This is a genomic window from Mangrovibacterium sp. (assembly GCF_041596335.1).
In the GTDB taxonomy this organism is placed as follows: domain Bacteria; phylum Bacteroidota; class Bacteroidia; order Bacteroidales; family Prolixibacteraceae; genus Mangrovibacterium.
In genome coordinates, this window is record NZ_JBFHIT010000003.1 from 124069 (window position 1) to 136756 (window position 12688).

Genomic DNA, 12688 nt, shown 5'->3' on the forward strand with positions numbered 1-12688 from the left:
GGTAAAAATCTACTCTTTTGCTGGCCACTCACTTTTTAGCAGAAAGTGAAAAGTACTGTTGATCGCACCAAAATTAGTTTCAATTATTTCAATTTTGTCATTTTGCAACAGTCGAATCATTTCGGCGCCGGCATAAAGTACGGGGCCATAACCGTGCGTCGCATAGATGCTTTTGCCCCGATGATAGTAGTAAGTGTTGTCGTGTGCGAAAGTTGTGCCTTCGCAGGTTCCGTCAACCGCTCCGTTTGCAAGCACCCGCGACCGGGTGGCATTCCAGCCCGTAACGGCAACGGGGCCGTACACGTGGCTAATCCATCCTTCGTTTATGCCTTTGGCAATGGCATAAGTAAACATGGCAGTACACGATGTCTCGGTGTAGCTGTCGTTCTTATCCAGCAGATTATGCCAGAACCCATCGCCATCCTGCAAGTTGGCCAGGCTGCGCACCATCGACCGGTATATGTGTAGAATTTCATCCCGGCCCTCGTAATTTTCAGGCAAAATACTCAATACTTCGGCCATCGACATTAAAGTCCAGCCATTGGCACGTCCCCAGTAAAAGCGCGGGTCGTAGTCGCCCGAAGTTACATTCCAGCCATGATCAAACAATTCCATTTCAGGAATGTAAAGCCTCCCGGCCATTTGAAGCACCTGTTTGACCGCATCATCAAAATACTTGTTGTCACCGGTCAGAACACCCATATTGATTAGAAATGGAACACTCATATACATATCGTCGGCCCAGACCGACTCGTATTGCGGCCGGTTTCTAGCCAGGGTTCCGTCTTCCAAACGAAACTGGTTATGTGAAATGTGTTCTGCTGTCCGGTTGATCAAATTCAGATAGCTGTCATTTTTCGTTTTTAAATAGGTTTTAATCAATGAAGCGCCAATTGAGCCGCAATCGTCCAACGCCTCGAAATCCAAAATCCGACCCCAGCTGCCAATCTTTTCACTGTTGATTTTGTCGGCATTTTGCTGAAAATAGGGTAGGTTCTGAACGACATAATCGAAGAACTTGACGTTGTCGCCGACGAAGGCTTGGTCGCCTGTCACTTTGCTGATATAGTCGAACGCTGAAAGAACAACTCCGTGTGTGTACGAATATTCGCCCGAAAAACCGGGCGATGGCACAGCATTCGGGTTGAATGTGGTGAAATCGGTAATTTTTTTACCGGTTTGGGAATCAACAATGGTTTGCGGGCTGGTTGATTCATAGTACATTTTTACCCTGTTTAAAACATCTTTCACGCCTTCGGGTGTGGGCAGGACGTATGGAATTTCATATTCCGGAACACGACCCGGTGCATCTTCCTGAGCAAGCAATGGTTTATTGATTCCGGCTACAAGAATTAGAATCAAACCAATTTGGTACATCAAACGAGTCGTTGTATTTAAGGGTTGTTTCAATTTTAAATTCTTCATTGTATTTTTTTTCTTTAATAATTTATGTTTTCCATCTAAAAAGCATCAAGCACAAGTACCCAATCGTTGCCCTCACTTTTTTCGCCGGGCGGATCAAAGAGAACTTCATCTTCGTTGGCAAATTCTCCAATCGTTGTTGTTTCGCCGGTTCGAGGATCAAACCAGCCTGCCTTCACTTTTTCTCCTTCCAGCATTCCCATTTGAACGGTAAAGTTTCTGCCATTGTATGTATACACAAAAGCGTATTTATTGCCGCTGGTTGCTGCCAGGAAATCGTAATACATACCCTGCCTCTTTTCAACCAATTTTGAATTGGGCACGCGTTCAAAAAAAGGCCTCGATAAAATCAGTTCTTTCAGAAATTTCATCTGAACAGCTCCGTCTGCCATAAGTGCTGGTTGCCAAGGGAGTCTAGCACCATATGCTCCGGGGGCTTCGCCTTCCTTAAGAAACTGCATCACCGAATTATGGCCGTAGGTATGGCCAAAAGCGCCTTCAATCACCGACCAGTAAGCATATCTGCGCATGTCATTTTCATTCCATTTTGGCTGTAGCGTGTCGTGTAGTCCCTGCGGAATCAACTCGTAAGAAGGTTCTCCATCAATGGTCGGTTTTACAGGTGTCAAGAGGTAGTCTTCGCGAACATATTTGTAATTGTCCTGTCCGAAAGCTTTTTCAGAATCGTCCTGATCGTATCGCCGGTGGCCCGACTGGAACATATTAAAATCAAGCCAGTCTGCGTTGTGAAACCAGGTTGATGATTGTGTTCTTCCGAACGGATGAAATGTAATCAGGTGGTTCGGATCGGCGTTGTTGATTGAATTTCCAAGAGCCAGCCACACCTCCTGCTTACTGTCGCCACGCTTGTCTCCGCCATTCAGCCAGATGATGTTTTTCGAATTTTTGTAACGGTTCCCCAGCCAGGATCCGTAAGCGGTTGCCTGTTCAACGGAGATATCGCCTTCTGTAACATTAGACCCCCAGATGGGCACCATGGCAATATAAAGGCCTTTTTCATTGGCGATTTGAACCACGTAATCCAAATGATCCCAGTAATCGTAGGCGTTTGGTTCTTCAAAATCAATTCCCGAAGTTTCGAGCGGGAGCGAAATATCTCTGTTAACAACAGCCGAATCGCCATAGTAGTTAACAGGTTCTTTCAAATCGTGAATTACCATTATCTGTACTATATTGAATCCGTTTTGCCTGCGGTTTTCGAGATAGAGCTCTGCCTCTTCGCGGCTAAGTTTTTTTAACAGCAGCCAGCCAGTATCGCCCAGCCAGAAAAAAGGTCTGCCATCATTGTACTGAATAAAACGGCCGTTGGGTGATACGACAAGTTTTTCTTGCATATCAGAGCCAGAGTTTTGCAGACATCCACCCGCGAAAATCAGAATTATCAAAACGGCTAATCCTAAAATTTTTTTATCCATAGTTTTTCTTTTAATGAAAATATTACTTCTTATTCAACCTTCACTATAACACGGGCATACCTTGTAAGCGTGGGAAATCCGGAGTCTTTCACCTCACAAATAGTGTGGATATAACTACCTTTTTCAGCATCAACCCAGCGAGATGTTGGAATCTAAATTATTAAATACTGTCAACTAACAATTTAATTATCAACGGGAGTTACGGTAAAATGATCAATATTTACCAATCCTTGTACCTCAATGGCTATTAGCCTGATTACATTTTGCCCAGCTTTCAGTTTAACCTTAGTAGTTGTCGTTGTCCACGCTGTCCAGGCACCTGTAGGTGAAAAATTAAGTGAAGTTGCAACTGTTTCGTTGTTAATTTTTAATTCTGCCGGTCTGATATCCGGTTTTCCATGAACATAGCGTACTCCAAGCTGGTAAAGCCCTTCCTCTGGGGCATGATATTTCACCTCGATAAAACTACCTTTTTCGTTATCAGTATCGACATAACCTTCGCCTGTAAAACCCGAATGTGACCCTTTTTGCTGTGCAATAAAGTCCCAGCAACTGTGGTGGTCTTCTTTTCCGGTGAAATTTCCATCCTCCACTTCGAGTACCTGTGTTCGAGGAAGTGAGCCTGTTGGTATATCGCGAATTTCAGCGATTTTAATGTAATCCATATTAGGCAAACCACCTTCATTTAGTGCCTGAAGGCGAATAACGTTCTTACCTGTCTGCAAATTCACTTCAATAGATTCGGTTTTCCATGCAGGCAGAGCATCTGTTTGTTGCATTGTAAGTGTCGCAACCGAAGTACCATTAATTAATAATTCACCCGGTCGCGGGTCGGATTTGATGTGCGTATAACGAACGGTAATCCGGTGCAAACCCGTCCATTCTGCTTCGTAATTTACTTCTACAAAACTGCCAATTTCATTTTTCGTATCTACGACTCCTCTTCCTGAATGGGTGGAATGAGGCGCATCGGTGAGCATCACATTGTGCCAGCAACTGTGGCGGTCAATAATTCCTGAAAACGTTCCATTCTCAGCTTCAACAATTACCGGAACTGATTTCAAATGTTTAAAATGCCATTTGGGGTATTCCTCCTCAAGCAACGAAGTTGCCCAATCGCCATGATAGTTGTATCCGCTGCGGCGTTCATAACCCACTTCGGAGTAATTGTAACGAAACTTCGAATCCCTGTCGAGATACAGCGGGCGATTGGTTCCAAGTTCGTAAAAGCGTGCCCAAAGAAGCGGTGCATCAGGATCGGCTACAAGAACCCTTTCCGTCCGGCCATCGGTATTTAGCACATTATCCAGCCGAATACCTTTTATGGCAACAGCATTCAACCATGCAACTGCACCTTCAACCGCTCCGATTACTTCAGTAGTTGGATTTTCCAGCCCCATCAGGAAACTAACGATACCTACCGTTTCATCGCCTGAAATTGATGGTGGTTCGTAAGCTCTGGCCCATGCCGGCTCCAGCGTTTTCTCATCATATTGTGCACACCATGCAGTAAGATTATCATTTTGCCTGATTTGCGACTTTAAAATAAAATCGATTCCTGAATTTACTGATGCTTTGGCTTTTTCACGTCGTTTAGTATCAACAAACCTAAAGTTTTCACCGGAATCAGCAACCCCACGCAAAAGTCGCATAACTCGCATCATCGCATCGTCGTTAAAGGTAACGCGTGAGTAGTATGCGTCACCCCGCAATGGCCAAAACTGAGGCCAGCCACCATTTGGGTATTGGGCAGCAAAGAGATAATCGAGTCCGCGATCGAAAGCTGCCCGAAACTTTTTATCGCCGGTGGCAGTAATAACCCGTGCTAAAAATTCCATCGGCAGTGTGGTTGCTTCATTATCGATACTGTTGGCACGGCCTCTACCATCCGGAGGAATATCACCGGCTGTTAAAGGCGTACGGGCAAGGTCGGTGCTTTTCGGCCAGCCACCATATCCAGATTGGTACTGTATTACATTATTGGCTATGGCTATGGCTTCTTTTGACGAATACCATGATTTGGGGTGATTTAACACATCGGTACCCCATCGTTTTATTGGTTTTACACCTGAAATGAAAGGTTTTTCCATAAAACTTTCTATCATGCCTGCAATCTGATTGTGAGTCTGATCAGTCGGAGTAAAGCCGATTATGCATACATGTTCGTTGCCACTCATGCCATATATCTTGTATTTGTGCTCTTTTCCCGTTCGTCCGAAACTGTAAAGATCCATATTGTGAACATTATCTTTCAGAATCTGACGGTGGTTTTCATTTGGCGCATCATCTTCCGGAGTTTTGGCCATAAAAAGCACATTTTTAGCTTTGGGGTCGCCAATATAAAACCATTCAGGAGTAAAATCGTCAAACTCCCCATCCTCTGTAGGAATGTGTTTTTTACCATCGGCAGTTACGAAAAAATCAGCTGCATCAGAAGTTCCGCCAGGAACACACTCAAGTAAAAAATTGTATTCACCTTCTGATTTTAAAACTTTAATGGCAACCCGGTCGGTAAAAAACCAATACTGAAAAGTGAAGATACCATTTGTCGATTCAAGAACCACAAAATCGCCTTCTGTTATTCCATCAACGATTTTGGTAGTTGAATTGCTGTTTCGTCCCGCATGTCCAAAATTGCCAACGCTGTTTGGGAAACCTCGGTAGTCGCCATGTGGACCGGGTTCAAGGTAGGAAGCAATCCAGTCGTTTCCTTCCGGATCGACAAAACTTTTAAACCCTGAAACACCATTATCCTTCTCGAAATAAACAGTTCCCATGGACATTTCAATTTTGAAACATCCAACGCCGTGCCATTGCACTTCGGTTAGTTTCACGCTCTGGGTAAAACCTATTTCAGAATTTAATAAAACAATTAACAGAATGGCAATTTTATAAAAGTAATTATGCATAATATTTAGAATTAATTATCACTTAAGACTAATCCTGGGGTGCTAAATTTCTTTGAAACATTATAGAGAGCCAAAATGCCGCCGTAATGCCGCTTATCTGATTTTAGTACTATTTTACTGTGATAAGCACCCGCTGATATCTGGTCAACTGAGGCAATCCATTGTCGCTTACCTGACAAACAACATGGATGGTGTCGCCGGATTTTGCATCTTCAGGAATAACTAAAGAAGCATCCTGCATCTCAGCATTTACAATTACTATTTGGCCTAAATATGTGTCAACTTCCTGATACTGCCACCAGGTATAGCTCAGTTCATTGCCATCAGGATCGGAAGTGCCTTTTGCGCTCAATTGAATTTTACTGCCCGGCATTTCAGTAATATCCAGAGCATTTGTCAGGCTTACAATTGGTGGATGGTTGGCATCTTCAAAGGAATTTACACACCAGTCGGCACGCGCGGCAAAATCGTTTTGCAAAGCATCGGCCCAGCGGGTAATTGGTTTGAAGTAAGTATTCATCAGATCGGTATTTTCGGGATATTGCTTGCGCATATAGCTTCGTCCCCAGGCGGTTTCGGTGTACCATCTTCCTTCGGGATAACTGTAATTCGCTTCCGGAACGGGATCGAGCCAGGTGTTTTCTCGGACTTTTGCATATCGGCCGCCCCAGCCTCCATAGTCAGGAGATTCCATACTCCGCAGTCCCGTTGGGATGGTATAAATGAAAGCAGGGGAGTCGCCTTCCGAGCGGAAATCGCCTTGGGATTTTGCATCTCCGGCTTTAAAACCTTCCTTATCATTCCCCCCTTTATACGCTTCATACAGGGCGCAAAGCGGACCGTGATCTTCCAAAATATGCGATTTCATCCACTCGCTTCTAAAATAATCGATTTTATCGGCAGGCATAATCTTATCCCATTGGTAAGCCAAAGCCCAAAACTGATCGCAGATGATGGTCGGGATATTGAATTTACCCCAATGTGGACGGATGTATGCCTGATAGGTTGAATCCTGTTCCCAGATAAAAAAGAAACGCATCTTATTAGCCACTTCAGCCATCTTTTCCGGATGTTCTTCTTCGATGGTTTTCAGTGCACGGGCGATGGTGTTTGTACCTCCCCAGGCCTGAATCATAACAGGCCTGTTGTCAGTCTCGTCCAATAGTACTTTCACAATGTGCTGTGATCCCGGAGTAATAGAATCCATTTCGCCTTCGGTTTTGACGTTTCCAAGTAAGGTTACCGATTTTAGGTATTCGGGAGTAGGATAGTGCTTGCTGTGTTTGGTCAGGTTCGGGTAAACTTCGGCATAAGCGGCTAAATACGGATCAATCCAATTGTCGCCAGCCCATTTATGTCCATGCCAGTGGTATTGCGAACTGGAAGTAATTATCCCTTCGATGTCCCATTCATTGGCATACAATAAAAACCTGACCATCGAACACTCATCGTCAATTTCACCATCAGAGGTGACGATTACTCGAATTTTTTTTGTGTGTTCCGGAGGGCCTGCTAATGTTTGGTTAAAACAAAGGACTGTCCAAACTAATCCAATTAAAAAAGTGTAAAAATTTGTTTTCATGGCAGTTACTCTATGTTATTTTTCCAAGTCTGCTTATCGCACTGAAGTATAATCGTCTCACTGATGTTAAGAGTAGATTTATTTGAGTTAGTCGGTTGGTTTTTATTTGTTGAAGAGGGACACCCCGTAACATTGGGTGTCCCTCTTTCTTTATTTAAAGAATTATTATTAATATCCGGGGTTTTGATCTGCTTCTGTTAATCCATCATTTAGAATGATTGCATCTTCTGGTATTGGTCTCCAATCATATTTTGCATCGATATTAACAGTTCCGTTGTAGTCTGTGTTATACTTTTGTAACATGTACCGCAGCATTCCTGTACGTCTAAGCAACTGCCATCTGCCGTTAAACTCACCAAATTGTTCAAGGCCAGATTCAATCAAATAGGCTTCGAGGGCACCTTGCTCAGTGGTTTGACCAATCAGTTGGTTTGGAAGATTTGCTCCAGCAGCATCAACCTTATTTCCGGGCCGGTTAATTACAATCTGAACAACATTGGCAGCATCATCATATGATCCAAGGGCAATCAGAGCTTCAGCTTTCAGGAAGTAGGTTTCGGCTAGTCTCGCCAAAACAATATCTCGCATACTGGCTGTTCGATAGACTACTGTACCCGATGTATTCTCAAGATCATCAAATTTACGAACTACTGGTAAGCGTTCGTCTTTATTGCTGACACCAGCTACCTGGCCATAAACCTGCTCCAGATAATGAGTCTCGTTGTTAGTAATTGGGTATATGTAGATGTTGCTGGCCGGAGTTAGCCCTTGGGCGGCAAGTTCAGCCTCCCACGCTGCGGTGTCAGCCGAAGTGAAGTTTACATTGTCGGAATAAACTCTGGGGAAATACATTCTTACACTCTCGTTAGCCCAAGTAGACTCAGTATAGTAGTTATAATAATTATTTAACAGGAAAGGCATAAAGGTCGTTTGATACCTGGCGTCATTTGGTGTAAGATTCATGTATACAGCATGTGTCGGTAAATACCCTTGGGATGTTTGTTTCCGAAGAATAGTGGTTCCTGAGCTTCCTCCGCTGTAGGTTGCATAAAGAGTACACTGGTTGTTTCCGTCAGTATTAGGGTCAGCGATAGCACCAGATATACTGCTAAACTGAACTGAAAAAATTACTTCCTGGTTGTTTTCATTCGTCGGGTCCCATACATCGGCAAACGAAAGCTGTATACCGCCTTTGCTGGCAATAACGGCATCTGCGTAAGTAATTGCTTTTGTAAAATCAGCATCCGAACCAATATCCCATCCTTTTGTTAAATAAACTTTAGCCAAATAGTGGTTGGCAACATCTTGGTTAACTTGCCCGGATAATGCTAGCGCTGCTGTTTTCAAATCAGGTAGAACCGCTTCCATTTCTGAAATTATGAAATCGTAAGAGTCCTGAAGGCTAGAGCGGGGCATATTCAGTCGAACAACATCGGTAAATTCAGTATTGATAACAATTCCACCCATTTGCTCGAGTATCAGAAAATGGTAAAAAGCTCTCAGGAATCTTAATTCGGCCTGTGCAACTATTTTATCTCCATCGCTCATGTCTGGTAGATCGATGTAATACAGTCCTGCATTGGCATACTGTATACCTTTATAGCACCGTTCATACAGGCTTTCACACTCATCGGCATTAGCTTCAAAATTGTAGTCGGCATAGTTTGAACTGACTCCGTATCCTTTTAAATACAAGTCAGTACCGTCTAATTCCAAAATAGGTGTTTCCTTGTATAGCTCCCGCAACACGGAATAGGTTGAAGTTATAAGCGTTTGGTAGCCTGTTGTAGTACTGTAAAACTCATCATTTTCAATTCCTCCTTTATTATCCTCTTCCAGAAAATTGGAGCAGCCGGTAAAATTTAAATAGGAAAAAATAAAGAATATATAAATAACTATCTTTTTCATTTTAACTAATTTTTAAGATTTAAAACTCCACATTAACACCAAATTGGCATGTAATTGATGAAGGACCATTACCGTTTACAGCTGAAGTAGTGGTGTATTCTGGATCCCATCCAACATAGTTGCTGAAAACAACTGGATCAAGCACATTGAGGTATAATCTGGCCTTGCTCAAACCAATCTTGGAGATTACGTCCTTGCTTAAATTATAGCCAAGCGAAATATTTTTTATTTTAACGAAAGACACTTTTCTGTAATTCATTGCTTCTGCCGAATAATAAGGACCTTGGTAGCTACCGTATGCCGGATATTTTGCGTCAGTGTTTTCCTCGGGAGCAGGACTGAATCCAATACCTGTAATGTTTCCGTTTGTATCTGTGATTGGGTTATCCCAATCCGGCCTTGGGGCATCCTGTGGGTAATAATAGTCCTCTGGATCGGCCCACATCATTTGACTTCTGGAATTACGACTAATGGCATTGGCCGCAAACTGGTCTCGAACAAACCGACCAGTATTGGCGATCAAGCTTAAATTGAGATCAAAGTTTTTGTACTGCACAGATGTTGTAAAACCTCCGATCCATTTAGGATCGGGCGTACCAAGAATGATTTTATCATCGGTTGTAATTGCTCCATCTCCACTCGTATCAACGACCTTTGCATGTCCCGGGTTAGGATTGTAATTTGAAAAAAGCTGATTTCCCGCAGCTGCTTGTGCCTCCGGGGTTGAAAATACACCGTTAAACTGATAGTCGTAGATTACGTTAATCGGCTCCCCGATAAATCGATTTTCCCCAACAACGTCTTCCTTTCTGCCGTATAGCGACACGATTTCGTTTTTGTTTTTTGCAAAGGTGAAAGAGGTGCTCCATCTAAAGTCTCTTGTTTGAATATTTACGGTGTTTAATGATACTTCAATCCCTCTGTTTCTAGCAGAACCAATATTGTCTGTCATTTCCGATACACCTGATTCTATCGCCAGTTTTCTGTCCATTAACAATCCTTCTGACAATCGGTTGTAGACTTCCACTGTACCACTGATTCGTTCACCGAAGAATCCGAAATCTACCCCAAGGTTGTTTTCATTCGTTTTCTCCCAGGTGAGCTTTGTATTTACAGGCACTCCGGGAGTAAATCCACTAACCCCAGTATCGCCATAGTTGTAATAAATTGAACTGGTATACTCTGGCCCTAGGAAAGTTGTATAAGCACTAATATTATTATTTCCAGATTGTCCGTAGCTGTATCTGAGCTTTAAGTTCGACAAAAAGTTGGCTTTCAGGAAACTTTCTTCTGATAGTCGCCATGCAAGAGCGAATGACGAGAAGGTGGCCCATTTGTCGGCCAATTTTGAAGAGCCATCGTACCGCAGCGATGTTGTTAAATAGTATTTTCCTGCATAGTCGTAATTCAGACGTCCCAAATAGGACAACATCTTCACTTCCGAATAGCCAGAGGAGCTGTTGTTCAAATCTAATGTGCCGGAGAATAAATTGTACCATTCAGAGTTGTAGGGCAAGGTGTTTACACTCACCTCCAACGATTCCACTCGTGATGAGAAGACGCTATGGATACCAGTTAACTTAAAGTTGTGCTGGTTGTAGCTTTTATCGTAATTCAGGATATTATCCCAGGTATAATCAAATGTCTCAACGTTGCTCGATTCAGCTGCACGTTGGGACGCACTGGTTGACATTTCTGTATATGAAGCTTCTCTGTTTCGGGTAAACCTCGGTTGGATGACGGACTTGATAGTTACATCCTTAATTGGTTTTAACTGAATAAAAGCGGCTGCTAAAATATCATGTCGCCTTTGATTATCACTTCCATTTTCAATTTCCCAGACGGGATTGGTATTTCCGGTGAAGTTGTTACCCACTCCTCCCATGTTTGCGACCAAACCGGGCTGGATCAATAAATCACCTGCCTCATCGTATATTTTAAAAATTGGCGACATCCGGGTTGTCTGCTGATAGGCCTTTGAGTTTCCAGACTCAATGTTCGACTGGCTCATATTGGCAGTAGCACCGACTTCCACCTTTTCTGAAATTTTGTAATTCAAACTAAGTTTCATGTTGTATCTCTTCAGGTTTTCTTTGATGTAGATACCTTCTTCATCCTGATATCCGATTCCCATATTGAAACTCATTTTACCTGAATTACCTGCTACGTTCAGATAGTGATTATTCTGCATGCCATGCTGTAAAATCTCACCCAGCCAGTCGGTATTTTCTTGATCGTAGGCTCTGCGGGCTGCTTCAGGGTTAGCCATATAAATACCTGAAAGAACAATCTTCCAGTCCTCCATTCCGTTGTCTCCAGCATCCGGGGCATATTGCAAATAAGCATGTGAACGGTAATCAAACCAGTCTCTTCCCGTGTATTGCTTGGGCAAACGAGCTGAAGTTTTTATCCCAACAGAACCAGTGTATGATACAATAGCCTTTCCTTCTTTAACGTCGTTGGCATTTTTTGTCGTTACCAGTACAACACCGTTTGAACCTCGCGAACCGTAAATCGCAGTTGAGGAAGCATCCTTTAAGATGTCGATTTTAATGATGTCTGAAGGATTCAGAAAATTAATATTATCGGATACAATTCCATCAACTACATAGAGAGGTGAAACACTTGATTCAAAACTATTCAACCCTCGAATTTGGATATCAAAGGCAGCACCAGGTCTCGCAGAAGTTCGCGAGATGTTCACACCTGCAATTGATCCCTGCATGGATTCCAGAACTCCAGTAGCACCGCGGGCGACCAAAGCTTCTGCGTCGACTGTGCCTACAGAACCTGTCAAGTCTTTCTTTTTAACAGAGCCATAACCAACAGCCACAACCTCTTCTAGGCCGATTGTTTCTTCTTCCAACTTGACATTGACGACTTCTTGGGCTGTAACTTTTGCTTCGTTTGATTTCATCCCAATGAAAGAAAAAACCAAAACGTCTCCATTTTTCGCATTGATTCTATAGTTACCATCTCCATCGGTAATCGTGCCGGTGGCGGTTCCTTTTACAACAATCGTTACTCCAGGTATTGGCACGTTGTTACTGTCGGTAACTTTCCCTGTGATGGGTTTTTGCTGCCCGACCAAGGAATTTAACACCTCAGAAGAGATTTTCTCTGTGGCAAGTGCAATAATTCGCCCGTTAACACTGTAATTTACATCGGTATTATCAAAGACTGCATCCAATATTTCTTCGATAGATTTCTGCTCAAAATGAAGACTGAGTTTCCGGTCAACGTCAATATTCTCATTGTAAAAAAAGCGAAATTCACTTTGTTCCTCGATCGATTTGAGGATGTTTTCAACACTTGCGTTATTGATAACCAAGTTTAGTTTAGCAGATTGAGAATAGGTTTCATTTGCCAACCCGCTAATAACGCCTACAAAAAGCAGTAAAATAGTTAGTCTCATCTTTCTTAAAAATTGA

7 protein-coding genes are annotated in these 12688 nt (G+C 42.9%); all 7 read right to left on the reverse strand.

Translation table 11 applies throughout. The features are described from left to right. Positions 1-9 precede the first annotated feature (9 nt). The 7 genes from ABZD21_RS02400 to ABZD21_RS02430 all read right to left on the reverse strand — a co-directional run bounded on the left by ABZD21_RS02400 (position 10) and on the right by ABZD21_RS02430 (position 12672). A complete protein-coding gene (locus tag ABZD21_RS02400; protein ID WP_372772625.1) occupies positions 10-1425 on the reverse strand; it encodes a glycoside hydrolase family 105 protein in 1416 nt (471 codons plus the stop codon). A 35-nt stretch (positions 1426-1460) separates the two neighbouring features. Next, positions 1461-2858, reverse strand: a complete 1398-nt coding sequence (locus ABZD21_RS02405) for a glycoside hydrolase family 140 protein (protein WP_372772626.1) — start codon at positions 2856-2858, stop codon at positions 1461-1463. 29 nt (positions 2859-2887) lie between these two features. Continuing rightward, positions 2888-3010 carry a hypothetical protein gene (locus ABZD21_RS02410; protein WP_372772694.1) on the reverse strand — a complete coding sequence of 41 codons (123 nt, stop codon included), beginning with the start codon at positions 3008-3010 and terminating at the stop codon, positions 2888-2890. Positions 3011-3040: 30 nt separating this feature from the next. Beyond that, positions 3041-5767, reverse strand: a complete 2727-nt coding sequence (gene pelA / locus ABZD21_RS02415) for a pectate lyase (protein ID WP_372772627.1) — start codon at positions 5765-5767, stop codon at positions 3041-3043. Positions 5768-5876: 109 nt separating this feature from the next. Then, complete coding sequence (locus ABZD21_RS02420; RefSeq protein WP_372772629.1) at positions 5877-7349, reverse strand: nucleoside hydrolase-like domain-containing protein; 1473 nt, start codon at positions 7347-7349, stop codon at positions 5877-5879. A 168-nt stretch (positions 7350-7517) separates the two neighbouring features. After that, on the reverse strand, positions 7518-9257 hold the full coding sequence (locus ABZD21_RS02425) for a RagB/SusD family nutrient uptake outer membrane protein (RefSeq protein ID WP_372772631.1): 1740 nt from the start codon (positions 9255-9257) through the stop codon (positions 7518-7520). A gap of 19 nt (positions 9258-9276) precedes the next feature. Then, positions 9277-12672, reverse strand: coding sequence for a TonB-dependent receptor (locus ABZD21_RS02430; RefSeq protein WP_372772633.1), 3396 nt, complete (start codon positions 12670-12672; stop codon positions 9277-9279). Positions 12673-12688 lie beyond the last annotated feature (16 nt).

What these genes read in the sequence shown, in the direction of transcription:
- ABZD21_RS02405 (WP_372772626.1), bottom strand. Translation starts at nt 2,858, where the DNA reads ATGGATAAAAAAATTTTAGGATTAGCCGTTTTGATAATTCTGATTTTC.
- pelA (WP_372772627.1), bottom strand. Translation starts at nt 5,767, where the DNA reads ATGCATAATTACTTTTATAAAATTGCCATTCTGTTAATTGTTTTATTA.
- ABZD21_RS02400 (WP_372772625.1), bottom strand. Translation starts at nt 1,425, where the DNA reads ATGAAGAATTTAAAATTGAAACAACCCTTAAATACAACGACTCGTTTG.
- ABZD21_RS02430 (WP_372772633.1), bottom strand. Translation starts at nt 12,672, where the DNA reads ATGAGACTAACTATTTTACTGCTTTTTGTAGGCGTTATTAGCGGGTTG.
- ABZD21_RS02420 (WP_372772629.1), bottom strand. Translation starts at nt 7,349, where the DNA reads ATGAAAACAAATTTTTACACTTTTTTAATTGGATTAGTTTGGACAGTC.
- ABZD21_RS02425 (WP_372772631.1), bottom strand. Translation starts at nt 9,257, where the DNA reads ATGAAAAAGATAGTTATTTATATATTCTTTATTTTTTCCTATTTAAAT.